General features: G+C 38.6%; 17 protein-coding genes. 3 read left to right on the top strand and 14 right to left on the bottom strand.

Going from position 1 to position 17,188, the window contains the following annotated elements; genetic code table 11:
- Positions 1-129: 129 nt before the first annotated feature.
- The 3 genes from hpf to HMPREF2571_RS01760 all read right to left on the bottom strand — a co-directional run bounded on the left by hpf (position 130) and on the right by HMPREF2571_RS01760 (position 2,719).
- Entirely contained in the window at positions 130-678 is a 549-nt protein-coding gene (hpf, locus tag HMPREF2571_RS01750) for a ribosome hibernation-promoting factor, HPF/YfiA family (RefSeq protein WP_002883786.1), read from the bottom strand.
- Between the two features lie 78 nt (positions 679-756).
- On the bottom strand, positions 757-1,419 hold the full coding sequence (locus HMPREF2571_RS01755; protein WP_013990091.1) for a ComF family protein: 663 nt from the start codon (positions 1,417-1,419) through the stop codon (positions 757-759).
- On the bottom strand, positions 1,400-2,719 hold the full coding sequence (locus HMPREF2571_RS01760; RefSeq protein ID WP_013990090.1) for an ATP-dependent helicase ComFA: 1,320 nt from the start codon (positions 2,717-2,719) through the stop codon (positions 1,400-1,402). The genes HMPREF2571_RS01755 and HMPREF2571_RS01760 overlap by 20 nt, the downstream gene beginning before the upstream one ends.
- A 54-nt stretch (positions 2,720-2,773) precedes the next feature.
- Here HMPREF2571_RS01760 and HMPREF2571_RS01765 point away from each other — a divergent pair, with 54 nt between their 5' ends.
- Both HMPREF2571_RS01765 and cysK read left to right on the top strand, forming a co-directional pair.
- Positions 2,774-3,400, top strand: a complete 627-nt coding sequence (locus tag HMPREF2571_RS01765; protein ID WP_013990089.1) for a YigZ family protein — start codon at positions 2,774-2,776, stop codon at positions 3,398-3,400.
- A gap of 101 nt (positions 3,401-3,501) precedes the next feature.
- Positions 3,502-4,428, top strand: coding sequence for a cysteine synthase A (gene cysK, locus HMPREF2571_RS01770; RefSeq protein WP_002883742.1), 927 nt, complete (start codon positions 3,502-3,504; stop codon positions 4,426-4,428).
- A gap of 185 nt (positions 4,429-4,613) precedes the next feature.
- On the opposite strand, the gene HMPREF2571_RS01775 is transcribed toward cysK, so the two are convergent.
- The 11 genes from HMPREF2571_RS01775 to HMPREF2571_RS01825 form a co-directional block, all read right to left on the bottom strand.
- Complete coding sequence (locus HMPREF2571_RS01775) at positions 4,614-5,273, bottom strand: CBS and ACT domain-containing protein (RefSeq protein ID WP_013990088.1); 660 nt, start codon at positions 5,271-5,273, stop codon at positions 4,614-4,616.
- Between the two features lie 134 nt (positions 5,274-5,407).
- Positions 5,408-6,118 (bottom strand): ABC transporter ATP-binding protein, encoded by a 711-nt coding sequence (locus tag HMPREF2571_RS01780; RefSeq protein ID WP_013990087.1) that lies wholly within the window; start codon positions 6,116-6,118, stop codon positions 5,408-5,410.
- A complete protein-coding gene (locus HMPREF2571_RS01785; protein WP_002886634.1) occupies positions 6,118-6,882 on the bottom strand; it encodes an ABC transporter ATP-binding protein in 765 nt (254 codons plus the stop codon). The genes HMPREF2571_RS01780 and HMPREF2571_RS01785 overlap by 1 nt, the downstream gene beginning before the upstream one ends.
- Before the next feature lie 2 nt (positions 6,883-6,884).
- Positions 6,885-7,835, bottom strand: coding sequence for a branched-chain amino acid ABC transporter permease (locus HMPREF2571_RS01790; RefSeq protein ID WP_002883720.1), 951 nt, complete (start codon positions 7,833-7,835; stop codon positions 6,885-6,887).
- Between the two features lie 3 nt (positions 7,836-7,838).
- On the bottom strand, positions 7,839-8,723 hold the full coding sequence (locus tag HMPREF2571_RS01795; RefSeq protein ID WP_002883743.1) for a branched-chain amino acid ABC transporter permease: 885 nt from the start codon (positions 8,721-8,723) through the stop codon (positions 7,839-7,841).
- A gap of 43 nt (positions 8,724-8,766) precedes the next feature.
- Positions 8,767-9,942: an ABC transporter substrate-binding protein gene (locus HMPREF2571_RS01800; RefSeq protein WP_013990086.1), complete on the bottom strand. Its 1,176-nt coding sequence runs from the start codon at positions 9,940-9,942 to the stop codon at positions 8,767-8,769.
- 154 nt (positions 9,943-10,096) lie between these two features.
- Positions 10,097-10,378: a YlbG family protein gene (locus HMPREF2571_RS01805; protein WP_002890011.1), complete on the bottom strand. Its 282-nt coding sequence runs from the start codon at positions 10,376-10,378 to the stop codon at positions 10,097-10,099.
- Complete coding sequence (locus HMPREF2571_RS01810) at positions 10,371-10,820, bottom strand: YlbF/YmcA family competence regulator (RefSeq protein ID WP_013990085.1); 450 nt, start codon at positions 10,818-10,820, stop codon at positions 10,371-10,373. Before HMPREF2571_RS01810 ends, HMPREF2571_RS01805 begins: the two co-directional genes overlap by 8 nt.
- Before the next feature lie 85 nt (positions 10,821-10,905).
- Complete coding sequence (locus tag HMPREF2571_RS01815; RefSeq protein WP_002883818.1) at positions 10,906-11,496, bottom strand: ATP-dependent Clp protease proteolytic subunit; 591 nt, start codon at positions 11,494-11,496, stop codon at positions 10,906-10,908.
- A 173-nt stretch (positions 11,497-11,669) separates the two neighbouring features.
- Entirely contained in the window at positions 11,670-12,299 is a 630-nt protein-coding gene (upp, locus tag HMPREF2571_RS01820) for a uracil phosphoribosyltransferase (protein ID WP_002883819.1), read from the bottom strand.
- Between the two features lie 89 nt (positions 12,300-12,388).
- Positions 12,389-15,298, bottom strand: a complete 2,910-nt coding sequence (locus HMPREF2571_RS01825; RefSeq protein ID WP_070847087.1) for a glycoside hydrolase family 68 protein — start codon at positions 15,296-15,298, stop codon at positions 12,389-12,391.
- Positions 15,299-15,575: 277 nt separating this feature from the next.
- Between HMPREF2571_RS01825 and HMPREF2571_RS01830 the strand changes: the two genes are divergently transcribed.
- Positions 15,576-17,180: a glycoside hydrolase family protein gene (locus HMPREF2571_RS01830; protein ID WP_224118999.1), complete on the top strand. Its 1,605-nt coding sequence runs from the start codon at positions 15,576-15,578 to the stop codon at positions 17,178-17,180.
- Positions 17,181-17,188 lie beyond the last annotated feature (8 nt).

Genomic DNA, 17,188 nt, shown 5'->3' on the forward strand with positions numbered 1-17,188 from the left:
CTTTTCAAGTTTGTGGCAAGGCAATTAAGACAACTTTTATATCTTATCACCCAAATAAATTCTTGTCAATAGGGTTTTTGAAAAAAATAAAGGAAGCACGTCTCTCAACCTACTTCCTTTATTTTTTAATTATTTAGCTTCAATCAAACCGTAGTTTCCGTCTTCTCGTTTATAGAGAACATTAGTTGTATGATCTTCACTATCTGTATAGATAAAGAAGTCATGACCCAACAACTCCATTTGAAGGATGGCTTCTTCAACATCCATTGGTTTCAACTCAATGTTTTTAGTTCTTACAACTTCAACAGCTGGTGCTTCTTCAACTTGTTCGTTATTAAAATCAGCTGAGAACACTTCTCCTGTTGGAACTTTTTCACGATGCTTACGTGCAATTTTTGTTTTATTTTTACGGATTTGTCTTTCAATCTTATCAACCACCAGGTCAATAGAACCATACATATCTTGCGAAACATCTTCTGCTCTTAGTGTTACAGAACCTGTTGGAATAGTAACCTCTACTTTAGCTGTCTTTTCGCGATAAACCTTAAGATTTACACGTGCATTCAATTCTTGGTCTTCGTTGAAGTATTTTTCAACTTTGCTAAGTTTACTTTCAACATAGTCACGAAGTGCTTCAGTTACTTCGATGTTTTCGCCACGGATACTATATTTAATCATAAAAGACCTCTTTCTCGCTCGTTAGCGTTTTCTTTATCTATATTATATCCTTTTCATGAAAATTTGCAAGGATTTTTATTATCTAGCTAGTGAAAAGGTCAAAACTTCTTTAATACCTATACCTTCTAATAGTTGAACCATCTGATATAAAGTAGATCCTGTTGTATAGATATCATCCACTATAATAATCTTATCTGGTACATCTATACCTTTCTTGAGACAGAAGGCATTATCTTGACTTAAACGCTCCTTGCGTGTTTTCGATGATTGCTTCTCAATATCTCTTTTCTCAAAGATATCCTGATAGGGAATTCCCTCTATCAATCCCTCAACTTGGTTAAATCCTCTTTCTGCCAAGCGTTCTTCCGATAATGGGACCGGCACTATGGTAAAACCTTTCGTCAAAAATGGTTTTAAGTTATTTTTTATATCTTGTTGAAATAATTTTCTAAGACAATAGTCTCCCATAAATTTATATCGGCTAAAATAATCTTTCATGTTTTCTTTATAGCGATAAATGGCAAGGTGCTTAGGAATATAGCCTTTTTTCATCCAAAGTTCACAATCAATACAGGTCTCTCTATGTAACTCCTTATTACAATTTTGACATCTTTCTTTTGAAAGTTTTTTAAACTGATTTTTACAAGATACGCAGGAGTACTCTTCTCTCTGGTTAAACGTAATCAGGTCTCTTAATTTTGGCACTGATTCAATCCAGTCATTACATAGTAGACACTTCATTGTTAAATCCTCCTTTTTTATTCATAACCTTTATTTCTTCTCGACAACGAAGCATAGATTTGGATAGTCCTTCATGAAAGAAATAAAGCTTTCCTGTCGGTCTATCTGGGGATCTTCCAACTCGACCTCCTATCTGAATAAGACTCGAACTAGTGTATAAGTGATGATTTGCCATACAAACAAAAACATCTACTTGTGGAAAGGTTACACCACGTTCAAGGATAGTTGTTGTCACTAAGATGGATAACTCTTTTTCCCGGAACTGCTCTACGGTAGCTGAACGCTCCTCGCTTTTTGAAGAAACAAAGGCCATTTTTTCATCTGGAAGATATTTTTGCAGAATGCTAGTAAACTTTTCACCTATCGCTATATTTGGGAAAAATATTAATAGAGGAAACTTTGATTTACGTTGCTTTTTAATCTGATAAACAAGAGGTCTTGGAAGCTTGCCTCTCATTAGAGATTTTTGTAATCTTCCTTGCCAGAAGAATTTAGGAAGTACTAAAGGATTTCCATGGAAACGTCTGGCAAGGTGATGTTTTTCTAAAGCTCCAAGTCGAACTTGCTCTTCTAAAGATATTGTAGAAGTCGCTGTTAAGTAAATATAGCGACCGGTTTCCTTCTTTGCCTGCTCCACAGCATGATTTAACATGACATTTCCTACAAAAGGGAATGCATCAACCTCATCAACGATAACTAGGTCAAAGTTCTGGTAAAACTTTAGTAGTTGATGGGTGGTAGCTATTACAAGCGGACTACCATCATATGGTTCACTCTCAGCATGAAGCAGAGAAATACTACAAGTAAAATCCCTCTGCATACGAAGAAATAACTCTCGACAAACATCAACCCGAGGACTTGCGATAGCTACATTACCTTTACTTTCAAGAACATAGGCAACGATTTTATAAATCATCTCGGTCTTCCCAGCACCAGTCACAGCATGTACGAGGCTGTCTTTCTGTTTTTGATATGTTTCTAAAAGCTTCTCTGAGACCTCAGCTTGATAGGGAGTCAGTTCCCCCAACCACTTCAAAGCAGGAAATTCAATTTCAGATGTTTTTGAAGGAAAATAATAAAGTTCTTTTCCTTCTTGGTTTCTGCCAAAGACAATACACGCTCTGCAATAATACTGACCTTCCGGTAATTGCCAATCTTCCTCTATCTGACTGTTACATCTTTTACATCTAAGTTGTTTATCGACCTTTATCATGCTTTCTAATGTAAAAGCCTCTGAGTGATAGTCCACTGACAACTGTTCTTTCGTAAATAGTCGTCCATAATATTCTTTAGGTACCATATCTTTCTATTCGAAAATATGTTTGAATTCATCTTTTTATGATAAAATTTTTTTATGGATTACAAAACTATTGCCAACGATGGAATCGTTGAAGAAGAAATAAAAAAATCTCGTTTTATTTGTCACTTGAAACGTATTAGTAGTGAAGAAGAAGGGAGAGAGTATATCGCTCAGATTAAGAAAGAGCATCACAAGGCCAATCACTCTTGCTCTGCAATGATTGTTGGAGATGATGGTCAAATTAAGCGTTCGAGTGATGATGGCGAACCTTCTGGAACAGCTGGTGTGCCTATGCTTACTGTTCTAGAAAAACAAGGACTTACTAATGTCGTAGCTGTTGTGACTCGTTATTTTGGAGGAATCAAACTTGGGGCAGGTGGTCTTATCCGCGCTTACTCTGGTAGCGTTGCCCATGCTATTGAAGAAATTGGTCGAGTGGAAGTCAAGGAATTAACAGGACTAACCGTAGAGTTAACCTACTCTCAGTACCAAGTCTTCTCCAACTTCCTTGAAAAAAAAGGACTCCAAGAATTTGATACAACTTTCTTATCAGATGTTTCTACTACTTTATTTGTCGAAGAGTCTGAGATTGAAAGACTCGGTCAGGAACTGACTGAGTTCTATCAAGGGAAAGTTACTTATGAAAAATCTGGAAAGAAAATCGTTGAAATTCCTATCTGATAGTCAAACGTTATCACAGTGATAAAGAAGATGTATTTTACAAGTTGAGACTACCGTCGTATACTTAAAACCATCAATCAAAGATTAAGAGGATTTTAAATATGACAATTTACAACTCAATCACTGAACTTGTTGGAAAAACACCTGTTATTAAACTTAACTCTATTGTTCCAGAAGGATCAGCAGATGTTTACGTTAAACTCGAAGCCTTTAACCCTGGTTCTTCAGTAAAAGACCGTATTGCTCTTCGTATGATTGAAGATGCTGAAAAAGCTGGTACTATTAAACCTGGTGATACCATTGTTGAACCAACTTCAGGTAACACTGGTATTGGTCTCGCTTGGGTTGGTGCTGCTAAAGGCTATAAAGTTGTTATCGTAATGCCTGACACAATGAGTGTTGAACGTCGTAAAATCATCCAAGCTTATGGAGCTGAACTTGTATTGACTCCTGGTAGCGAAGGAATGAAAGGTGCGATTGCTAAAGCTAAAGAAGTTGCTGCTGAACGCAACGGTTGGGTACCACTTCAATTTGCCAACCCATCAAACCCAGCTGTCCACGCGGCTACAACTGGTCAAGAAATCCTTGAAGATTTTGGTGCAGAAGGTTTGGATGCTTTTGTTGCTGGTATCGGTACTGGTGGTACTATTTCAGGTGTTTCAAAAACCCTTAAGGCTGCTAATCCAAATATCAAGGTTTATGGTATTGAAGCTGACGAATCTGCCGTCTTGAATGGTGATAAACCAGGACCACACAAAATTCAAGGTATCTCAACTGGTTTCATTCCTGACACATTGGATACAAAATCATATGACAGTGTTGTGCGTATTCCTTCTGATGAAGCTATCGCAACATCACGTACATTGGGGAGCCAAGAAGGTTTCCTAGCTGGTATCTCATCAGGTGCTGCTATTGCTGCCGCCCTAAAGGTTGCTGCTGAGCTTGGCGAAGGCAAAAAAGTCTTGACACTCTTGCCTGACAACGGTGAACGCTACCTCTCTACAACACTTTACGATTTTCAAGACTAACAATAAAAAAGGAGCTGGAACATAATGTTCTAGCCTCTTTTTATTGTATAAAGTTCAAGCCTGTAGTTCACTAGTTACTAGAAAAAGCAAGGATTATAATCTCATTTCCACTGAACTATTCCTACAAACTATCTATTTTTTAGGATAACTAAAGTCTTAAGAATTTAGTTTGTTTTATCCTTTTATTAGTCTAACTCTTTTGCTTCTGTTTCTACAATTTCAGTAACTGTAAATCCTGCTTCTACAAAAACTTTCTTGAGTTTTTCAATTCCAACCTCTCCTTCAACTTGGAGTTCGACACGAAGTACGGTGTCATTTTTAGGTGCAACAATTGTACGTTCGATGTTGAGATTCTCACTAGCGATAAGGTTCGCAATTTTTTCCAAAACACGTGGAGTATCAGGAACTTCCAACCCAATACGAATTCCCGCTTGACCATAACCAGAAATTTCCAAGAAAGCACGAAAGACATCTTTATCTGTGATAATTCCTGAAATTTGGTCATTGTCCACAACTGGAAGGACTCCAACCTTATTTTGAAGCATGATATAGATTGCATCCTCAAGGCTAGCATATTTGGAAACTGTAAGGACATTCTTAATCATGATATCTCCTACCTTTGTCTTATTAAGGAGATAGTTCATTTCATAAATTGACAAGCTTGTTGCTTTTGATGGTGAAGCCTCCGCCATTGTACCTTCTGTAATAAGCCCAACAAGTTTATCGTGTTCAATTACCGGCAAACGGCGCAACCCTTTATCACGCATAATATCTGCAGCTGCTGCAACTGTTGTTTCTGGTGAGACATAAACCACACGTTTCGTCATAAAATCTTTTACTGCCATGTTTCATTTTCCTCCGAATGATTTCTTACTTGTATTATACCACACTAATTGTAACCGATTGCAATATTTTGCTGAAAAATTAGTATTTTACAATCAGTATGAGACGATAGAAAAACGCCCTCGGGCGCTTTTTCTTATCCTCCAAGATAGGCTTTACGAACTTCATCTGATGCAAGAAGTTCTTCACCAGTACCTGAAAGAACCACTTTACCAGTTTCAAGAACATAACCACGGTCCGCAATTGACAAAGCCTTATTGGCATTTTGTTCAATCAAAAGAACTGTAGTCCCTTGTGCCTTAATATCTTCAATAATATCAAAAATTTCCTGAATAAAGATTGGAGCAAGTCCCATTGAAGGCTCATCCAAAAGCAAAAGTTTTGGACGACTCATAAGGGCACGACCCATTGCAAGCATTTGTTGTTCACCACCAGAAAGTGTCGCTGCATCCTGATTCTTACGTTCTTCTAGGCGTGGGAAACGTTGGAAGACTTTTTTCAAGAGAGCTGCGTTCTCTTCTTTATTTGTATGAAGGAAAGCTCCCATTTCAAGATTTTCCATTACGGTTAATCCTGCAAATACATGACGTCCCTCAGGTACTTGAGCTAAACCTTCAGCAACAATCTTACGTGCAGGTGTTTTGTGGATCTCATTTCCGAGATAAGAAATGGTTCCCTCAGTTGGACGAACAAGACCTGAGATTGTACGGAGAATTGATGTTTTACCTGCACCGTTAGCACCGATAAGAGTTACAACTTCACCTTCATTAACTTCAAAGCTAACATTTTTAACAGCTTCAATAGATCCATATTTAATTGAGAGATTTTCAACTTTCAACATAGCCATTATGCTTCACCTCCCAAGTAAGCTTCAATAACGCGTTTGTTATTCTTAATTTCATCAGGTGTTCCTTCTGCAATCAAGCGTCCGTATTCCAAAACATAGATACGCTCAGTAACATCCATGACCAAACTCATATCATGTTCAATCAAGATGATTGTAATACCAAAGTCTTTTTGAATTTGACGAATATGAGCAGTCAATTCAGCTGTTTCTTGTGGATTCATACCCGCAGCTGGTTCATCAAGGAAAAGAATTTTTGGTTCTGTTGCAAGTGCACGAACAATTTCCAAATGACGTTGTTGCCCATAAGCTAAGTTTTTCGCAAGCGTATCTGCCTCACCATCCAAGTTGAAGATAGCCAAGAGTTCCATAGCTTTTGCTTTTAACTCTTCTTCACTTGAGTAGTACTTAGGCAAACGCAAAAGAGATGCAAAGAAATTTGAAGGTTGCTTATTTGACAAACCAACAAGAACATTTTCAAGCACAGTCATGTCTTTGAAAAGACGGATATTTTGGAAAGTACGTGACAAACCGAGTGAAGCGATTTTATAAGGTGCTTTACCGTTTAGGACTGTACCATCAAGTGTAACAGTCCCTTCACTTGGCTCATAGACACCTGTCAAAAGGTTGAACAAGGTTGTTTTACCAGCACCATTTGGTCCGATAAGCCCAACCAACTCACCTTCATTGAGTTCCATTGAAACATCACCAACGGCAGTCAAACCACCGAAGTTTTTAGTTAGATTTTTAACTTCAAGAAGTGCCATTTTTATTTGCCCTCCTTAGATTTATTGAAGAATTTTGAGAGATAGAGTTCTTTTGTTCCAAGAAGTCCACCTGGACGGAAGAGCATTACAAGAATCAAAGCCAAGGCGTAAATAATCATACGAAGGTTTGAAACGTTTTGGAGGAACATGTTGATAATACCAAGAACAACAGCAGCAATAATAGTACCTGTGATAGATCCAAGACCACCAAGAACGGCAATGATAAGGTAATCAATTGATTTCATGATAGTGAAATCTTTTGGCACAACTGTACCGATGTAGCTGACATAAAGTGAACCAGCAATCGCTGAAATCATGGCACCAATAACAAAGATAAGAACCTTCATTTTTGTGACATTAACACCCATTGACTCAGCAGCAATTTCATCTTCACGAAGAGTGATTGCTTGACGTCCAGTTGCTGAACGCAAGAAGTTAAGTACCAAAATTGTAATGATTACCACAAAGAAATAAATTACAGGCCAACTTGTATAAGGAAGGATACCTGTCAAACCAGCAGCACCATTAGTCAATTCACCACCATTAACGATAATGATACGGATGATTTCAGCCATACCAAGAGTTGCAATGGCAAGGTAGTCCCCTTTCAAACGAAGGGTAGGTAGACCAAAGATAAGGGCAACAATAGCTGCGATGATGACACCGACAACCATTGAGAGGTAGAAACCGTCATATGTTGGCATCATACCAGTAATGATAGCTGATGAATAGGCACCAATTGCCATGAAACCAGCTTGTCCAAGTGTAAATTGCCCTGAGAAACCAAGAACCAGATTAGTACCAAGTCCCATAAGGATTGAGATCCCAATTCCCATTAAGATTTGGATGTAGTAAAGGTTCATGATACCTGAAAGTTCAAGACCTTTCAAGATAAGGAAGAGCCCAATGATAAGACCAAACCAAATAAGGTTTACTTTTAGATTTTTCTTCATGTCTTACACCTTCTCTTTCACATTTTTACCGAGAATACCCGCTGGGCGAACCAAAAGGATAACGATCAAGACACCATAAACGATGGCATCACGGTAACTTGACAAACCAATTGCAGTTGATAATGTCTCCAAAATACCGATAACAAATCCACCAAGTGCTGCACCAGGGATAATACCGATACCACCAAGAACAGCGGCAACAAAGGCTTTAATACCTGGCGTCATACCCATAAGAGGTTCGATAGAATTATAGTAAAGACCAATAAGGACACCAGCAGCCCCTGCTAGTGATGATCCAAGAGCAAAAGTGAAGCTGATAGTGTTATTAACATTAATACCCATCAATTCAGCTGCATCACTGTCTACAGATACGGCACGCATAGCTTTACCCATCTTAGTCTTTTTAACAATCAATTGAAGAGCAACCATAAGGACAAGGGCAACTACCAAGATAAGCAATTGCACATTTGTTACAGAGATTGATCCAAGATGATAAGTCTTAATTGCAATCTTTTGAGGGAATGAACGTGTATCTGCACCTACAAAGAGAACCATGATGTACTCAAGGAAGAATGAGACACCGATAGCCGTAATCAAGGCAGAAATACGTGTCGAATTACGGAGTGGGCGATAAGCCAAGAACTCAATGACAACCCCTAAAATCGCACAGACAAGCATAGCAAAGACAAGGGCAACCCAGAAATTCATTCCAAGGCTATTAATCGCATAGTAACCAACGAAGGCACCCATCATATAGATGTCTCCATGGGCAAAGTTAATCAATTTGATAATCCCATAAACCATGGTATATCCAAGGGCAAGTAAGGCATAGATACTACCCAAGATGATACCATTGACTAGTTGTTGGGGAAGTTGTTCAAAAAACATATTTAACCAAACTTTCTAGTTCATTTTTAGTATAGATAACAGATTATTTTTCAATTTCAACGGCTTCCGCTGAAACCTCTTCACCATTATCTCTTTTAACCATAAGAGCTGCTTTAATAGGGTTATGATCCTTATCAATCGTCATTTTACCTGTAACCCCGACAAAGTTTTTCAAATGTGCTAAGTTATCAGCAATATCAACTGATGTTTTCGCATCTTTTGATGCTTCTGCAATCATATAAACAGAATCGTAAGCTAGAGCAGCAAACATATTTGGGTCAGTGTTGTAAGCTTTCTTATATGCTTCGATGAATCCTGATGCCTTGTCAGAAAGGGCAACATTTGTTGAATATCCTGATACATAGTAGACGTTTGAAGCATTCTTTTTACCTGCAAGCTCAGTAAATTTCGCATCACTGAATCCGTCAGGTCCAAGGATTGGTTTATCAATTCCAAGGTCACGTGCTTGTTTTGTAATAATACCAGTCTCAGTATAGTAACCTGGCATTACAATAGCATCATAATCAAGGTCTTTAAATTTAGTCAAGGCTGACTGATAGTCCTTGTCCCCTGAAGCAAAGGTAGCTTCAGTAACGATTTGACCTTTATATTCACGCTTAAATTCATCCGCAATACCTTTGGCATAATCTGAAGCATTATCATAGTAGAGAACTACTTTCTTAGCATTCAAATTATTGTAAGAATAAGCTGCCAAAACTTTACCTTGGTAACTATCCTTGAAGGTTGTACGGAAAACGAATTTCTTCGTACCTTTAGCATCTACCGTAAGGTCGTCCTGCGTACCTGAAGGTGTCAGCAAAGGAACCCCTGTTTTTTGTGATACGAGGCTAGCCGCAGCAACAGCACCTGATGTCGCTGGACCAACGATAGCATTTACATTATTCTGAATAGCCAAGTTCGTTGAAGATGTTGAAGCTTCAGCATTCTCAGATTTATTATCTTTTGTGACAAGCTCAAGCTTTTTGCCATCGACGCCACCAGCTTTGTTAATTTCGTCAACAGCCAACTTAATACCATTCTGCTCCGCCTTACCATAGGCTGCAACGGCACCTGTCAACTCCATGTTAACACCAATTTTGATTGTATCGCCAATCTTAGTACCATTGGCATTAGCAGTCACATCTGGTGACTTGCCACAGGCAACCAAGAAAACAGAAGCAAAAAAGGCTAACACAATAAGTGTGATCTTTTTAGACATAAGATTTCTCCTTAATATTTTCTTAAAAAAGTCCATCTTATAGCTTACAGAATTATCAGACAATTGTCAACTACACATAACTAAGCTTTAGCTATAGTAATCGTTTCCATTACTTTAAGAACAACTCTTGAAAAAGAAAAAAACTTTTCTCTTATTAAAGAGAAAAGTTCTTAAACGGTTCAGGGACTGAGGTGTCGTAGCGTTCCAGACTACCTACAAAGTCCATATCAATATCAGAATAATAGGAAGGCAGAACTTTTTTCACTGCTTTCATTCCATCGAGCTCTTTCAAAATATCCTCGACCTTGTCCTCATCTACATAAAGGTGCACATAACGCATCTTATAAGAATGGTAGACAACATCCCCAAACTTGGCAATTTTACGTAAGTCTCTATTGTAGTATAAATAAACAATAATGCCTTGACGCTTAATCATGACTCATCTTCTCCTTTATGTTAGTGTCTCCCTTTTTATGATGTGGTTTATGAGGGGCAAGAGGTAGCCCAGTATCAATAAAAATCTGATCCGAAACGGCTTGGGCAATCTCCTCACCAAGATTGGCTAAAATAGTCTGTAAATCGAACTCTGCCTGACGATAGCCAATAACCACCTCGTTTAAATCAATTTGGCGCTTCATTCGCAAAACCTGACGTTTCAACTCTCTCACATCTGGTCTAAAAGCCTCATACGCCTTAGCAGTATCATAGCTATCCTTTAATTCTTTAAATGCAAAGAGTTGCTCTTGAAGTTCTCTGTCATTTTCGAATTTCTGGCGTTTCAAACGATAATTCTCTACCTCAGGTAGCTTTAGAAAATACGAAACAAGACACTCTATAGCTTGATCAATCGCAAGCAACTCCTCATTGATTATTAACATGTTTTCTATTATAACACAAAAAGCCGGATGAAACGGTCCTTATACAACCGATTTTCATCTGACTTTTATTTAAGACAAGCTCAGTTTATTTTAATTGGTTATTAGCCATGATTTCATCGATGAAACCATATTCAAGCGTTTCTTGAGCACTCATCCAATTGTCACGCTCAGCGTCTACATGAACTTTTTCAATTGGTTGTCCAGAATTATCTGCCAAGATTTGCTCCAAGTTATTACGTGTCTTGAGCAAGTGCTCAGCTGCGATAGCCATGTCTGTTTGTTGCGTACCGCCACCAGTACCACCCATTGGTTGGTGAATCATGTATTCTGCATTTGGCAACATGAAACGTTTACCTTTGGTACCGCTTGAAGCGATAATTGTTCCCATAGATGCTGCCATCCCCATTACGATAGTCTGAACATCAGACTTGATGAAGTTCATTGTATCAACAATGGCAAGACCTGCCGAAACGGATCCACCTGGTGTATTAACATAAAGATAGATATCTTTTGTATTGTCTTGAGCATCCAAGAACAAGAGTTGGGCGATAATTGAGTTTGCCATATTATCTTCAACAGGACCTGTTAACATGATGATACGATCCTTGAGCAAACGTGAGTAAATATCGTAAGAACGCTCACCGCGTGATGTTTGTTCAATTACTACAGGAATCATATGAATCCTCCTTTTAATATTGTCTTGATGCTATTATATGATTTTAGTCAAATTAGGTCAAATAAAAAACATCATTCTTAGCACTCTTTCTAAAAGAGTGCTAAGATTCCCTAAACCAATCTCACTTAAAACTTATTAATCTAGTAAAAAAAGGGAAATTTTCCCTTTTCAACTTATTTTGTACCAAAGAGACGGTCACCTGCATCTCCAAGACCTGGAACAATATAACCGTTTTCATTAAGTTTCTCATCCAAAGATGCTGTGTAGATATCAATATCTGGGTGAGCATCTTGCAATTTTTTAACACCTTCTGGTGCTGCAACCAAGCAAACAAACTTGATATTAGCAGCGCCACGTTTTTTAAGTGAGTCTACTGCCAAGATTGCTGAACCACCAGTCGCAAGCATTGGGTCTACTACAAAGATCTGACGTTGATCAATGTCTTCTGGTAATTTAACCAAGTACTCAACCGGCTCAAGAGTTTCCTCATCACGATACATACCAATATGACCAACTTTAGCTGCTGGTACAAGGCTAAGAAAACCATCGACCATACCAATACCCGCACGAAGGATTGGAACAATCGCTAATTTCTTACCAGAAAGTTGTTTTTGTACTGTTTTGGTAATTGGTGTTTGAATTTCAACCTCTTCGAGAGGAAGGTCACGAGATACTTCGTAACCCATAAGCATAGCAATTTCATTAACTAGCTCACGGAAGTCCTTAGTAGAAGTATCCTCACGACGGAGGATTGAAAGTTTATGTTGAATCAGTGGATGTGAAATAACTTGAAATTTACCCATAATAGTTTCTTCCTTTGCTTTATACTCACTCCATTATATCAAAAAGGCAAAAAAAACGCTTGCTTTTCTGCAAACGTTTTTGAAAAGGATTATTTTTTAGGTAAATGAATCTTTCCTGTGACCAAACCATAGCCAAGAAGAGCTAGACTAGCAATTGCTGCAAAGATAGTCGCCAAGATTGAAAGAATGTTGCTGTTTGAACCTTCTGAATCACTTGGTGTCTTAGGAGTCGTAGCAAGTTTGGCAGCAACTTTAGTATTGTTGCCTTTACTTGACTCATCAGACTTAGTTACTTCATTAGCTTTATCAACTCCGTGAGACTGAACTTTTTCTTCAGACTTAACTGGTTTTGGAGCTTCTGTTTCAGTCACAGACTCTTCTTTAACAGTATTCGTTGGAACAGTTGGTCCAGTTGCTACAATAGTCTTTGGTACTGGTGTCGCAATCTCTGCGGCTTGAGCTACTGGACGACGATCACCCACAGAATCTCCTGTCGAAGGTTTCACAGGGACCGCTACATGATGATCATTTGAAGAATTGTTATCATTAGAGTGGTCTCCATAATATGGGAAAGGAGTACGAGCTGGAGAATCCGGATTCGTAGGATTTGTTGGTTTATCTTCTTTATCAGCTGATGGTTGATTATTGTCCGCTGGTTTAGAAGTGCCTGGTTTATTAGTCTTATCATCAACAGAATGGTTACCTTCTGTTGGACTTACTGGTGTTTCTGGCTTATCTGCCTTCTTGTCTTTACCATCTTTAACAGTTACAGTCAAGACACCGTGAGCTTCAGAAACGCCTGTTGAACCATCAACTGTAGGATAAGTATGTGGTTTAAGACCATAACCCGATACCGCATAATAATCTACATTAAAGTCCTCGTTTGGCAATTTAGCACTGTTTTGATCGCCTACGTATACCAAGCTTTCACTAGATTTATCCCAAATCCAGTCACCTTGATTCGTCATCTTAGGAAGAACTTCTGTAGTATCATCTGCATTCATCTTGATAAGGAAGCTTGGAGCCCATGTTGATTTATTCTCAGCACCGGCAATTCCACCACGGTTAGTCATGTAAGAAGTTACCAAAAGAGTATCTGATGAGCCTTCAACAGGAACCGCATAGTAAGAATAGGTAGATGTACGCCAGTCAGCTGGTACAGAGGCTGTCAAGACCACACCTGAGCCATTAAGTGGACGATATTTTCCTCGGAGGCTGTCTGATACAAATCCAAGCATGACAACATCATCACCGACAGCTTCACGCGCTGCCACAGTACCTTCAGCATCCGTAGATTTATTGATACGTGAAGCAGTGAAGAGGTAATACTTGTTACCCATCTTAACAACACTTGGACGTTCTACTTCATCAGTAACCATGTGGCTAGTAACAAGTGGTGTGTAAAGTTCAGCTACAGATGGATTTTTCTCATTGTCATCAAGTTTCAAGATACCAATAGAACCATTTGCCCATGAAGCAAGGTTATAAAGGTGTTTATTATTGACAATATTGAGGAATGACTTAAGGTTAAAGGCGTCATCTCCTCCGTAGTTTGACCAGTTGTAGATTTGTTTTTCGCCTTGGTAGTTTTCGTCACCTGTATTTGATTCGAAAATTAAGTAGCGGCTACCGTTATCTTCAATGATGTGTGGGTCACGAAGACAGTAGTTATCTGTACGGTCTGGATTTCCATCGTGGTTGTGGTCATCGTTGAAAGTACTCATGAATTTTGGATAACTTTGATAATGATAGTTATCCCCACCAAAGAGAATGTGGTCATTTTCAACTGACTTGATAACAACTTCGTCGTTTTCAACAGCTAGGTTAAGTGTAGCACTAGCCAATTGTTGCCAGTTCAATTTACCGCCACTAGTATCATTCTTAGTGTAGTAAAGTTGGATACTACCGTCAGAGTTTACCGTCGCTGAACCTGACCATTGTTGGTCATCTTCAAGGGCATTATAACCAAAGATTGGACCCGCATTTTTCCAATGTGTAAAGTCATTATCTCCATATTTACTATAGAGCAAGTAAATGTGGTTTGAGTTTTTATTTGGTGCACCGGCCATTGAAATGACTAACTGGTAACCGTTCCAGTTACTTACTACACCTGACTCAGCATCTTGGACTGGCCAAGAATCCCAAACATCGATTTCTCCTTTTTCCATTGTTTGGGCATCAACAGTGTTGAAGGCAGGCATATTGATGATTGTATCTGCTTTAAAGTAAGGAACTGCCAATTTGCTGTCTTGCTTCAAGAAGCTAGCAACGATATCTTTCAAGTTACGGTAAGTCAAGCTAGTACCTGTACCCTTGATAGCATCACCACTAAAGTCAACTTTATTAAGTGCTTTAATTTCTTCCTCAGTCAAGGCAACGATTTGATCTGAGGTCATATTCTCTTCAACAATAGACTTGATACGACCATTAAGTTTACTAAGGTTGGCATTAGCCGCGCTGTTTTCAGAAACTTTAAGGTCTACTTCAGTGTGTGTATCAGCTGCTTCTGAGCTTGCTGTTGAAGTTGGTGCTTCTACTGCAGCCTCTGATGTATGAGCCGGAGCAGAAACTGCAGCAACAGTCGCTGAAGGTGTTGTTGCATCTGATGAAGATGTCACTACTGTGCTAGACGCCTTTTCTTCAACTACTGATGGAGTTGTGTTGCTTGGTTGTGTCTCTGTAACTGGTTTAGTTGCAACCTCTGAATGTGCAACTGAAGATTCAACTGCTTCTGAAGTTGCCACACTTGTTGCTGTTTCACTGGCTACCGTTAGAGATGCTGTGCTTGTTTCTGGTGTTGCTGTCGCAGTAGCTACCGCTGGTGCTGTTTCTGTAACTTGATCAGCTTTTACCTGAGTGGCACCCAAAAACGCCAAGGTACCAACGAGTGCTGATGTTGCCCCTACTGTGGCTACCTTACGGATGCTATAACGCATCTTTTTGCACTCTGCTTGCTTTGGTGCTACTGTATTTGACTGTGAATTAACTGTAATATCCATATAAACTCTCCTTTTAGGTTTTTACATGTTCCATTCTATCATTTTTTTATCTAAATTCCAATCTTTTTTTAATGACAAATTGATATTTTTTGTAAAAAACTATTTTTTTGTTAAAATAATAACTATAAAAACATGCAATTTAATCAGGAAATATTACTATATGGAATCAAAATATCCTTCTCTAATTTTTATTATTGCTTTTTTAATCTTATTTTTTGTTTTTATAATGAAAAATGAGAACGTTAACAATCCTTCTCCAAAAACAAATAAGGCTTCTGTGAGTCAAACCTTTCATCTAGCATCTCATAAAGGATGGTCTAACGACCTACAGACTATCGTATGGAATCAAGAAAAAAATTACTATGATATCTATTTTCTACACTCTGTGGATGGGGCTACTGATCCTTTTGGACCCAACGGTCAAGATTGGACACATACAACGACTAAAGATTTTATCACCTATAGTAAACAAGAGACTGCTATACCATCAAAGGGTGGCGACTCTAAAGAAGGATGGCATTCTGCTTGGACAGGTAGTGTAGTCACAGATAGTCAGGGGATTTCTGATATCCAAAACGAAGAACCTGTCGCCTATTTTACTGGACTCACGGATGATGGAAGCCAAGCAATCTATGCTAGTGCATCAAATGACAAGGGAGCTAGCTTTACTAATGCCTTAAAAGATGGTAAACCTTTATTGACAAAGGAACAATCCTATAACGGTAAAGACTTCCGCGATCCTTATGTCTTCCACTTCAAAGACAAATTACTCATGTATGTCGCTGAAGGTGACGCACTAGGTGTTTATCAATCTCAAGATGGCATCAACTGGAACAAAGCAGATAGCAAGGGAGTCTCCAAAATCCTACCCGAAACATTTTTTAAGGGTCGTAAGTGGCAGGACAATGCTCCTATCGAGTGTCCCGTTCTCAAAACAATGACAACAACCGACGGTCAGGACAAGCAAGTTCTCTTTTTTGGAGCTAAGGATACAGCTTCAGGCGAAACAACTGGAACCTACTATACTGTAGGGCATTTAGATGGTAACGGCTTATTTATTGCAGATACAGAAACAAAACGCTTAGATCAAGGCTCAGACTATTATGGCGCTAACTTCACTGGAAGCGATCGAATTGAAGAAAGCAATCATAACCTTATCAGTCTTGGCTGGGTTGGTAATTGGAATTACTTCACGTCAGGCATTCACAGTGACCAAGAGCCCAAGAGTGATTTTCTAAAAACTATCGGTTTTTACGCTACACCCAGACAGCTACAGCTAGATAAGAACAATATTATTCAGTCCACTCCCCTTTATAAGAATGAACAATTAACCCTCAAAAATCAAAATGGCAACATTTCAAGTCAAAGACCACTCACTAGTGACAATAGAAAACCTTGGATTGATAAAAGTCACAATCAAAATGCTAATGGCCTTCTTGATCTTGCTGGAAAAAATAGTGCAGGGTATTACCAACTGCATTTTTCAAATATTAAGAAAGAAGGAGGCTATATCTACATTGATATCTGGCAAGGCTCTGATTACGTTAAAATCGCCTACCAAATAACAAGTGGTACCTATCAGGTCTCTGCCTATGCTGCCGAACTGAATAACAGCATGGATGGTAGTCAAACTGCCTCTTCTTACTATTACGATGGACTCTTGGGTAACGGTCAAGGTTATAAAGCTGACAGTCACTATAAGGAAACTGATAATATCACTATAACGCTTATTACAGACAATCGTAGCTTGGAAATCTTCTTTCCCAATGGCCAAACCTACACTCTAGCCAGATTTAATACCTCTGGCAAGCAGGATGTCAAAGTTTTCTCCACTCAGAAAGATCTTCTATTAAACTTGAAAATTTACGATGTACACTCATAACAATAATA

The organism is Streptococcus sp. HMSC068F04 (assembly GCF_001837455.1).
GTDB lineage: Bacteria > Bacillota > Bacilli > Lactobacillales > Streptococcaceae > Streptococcus > Streptococcus salivarius_D.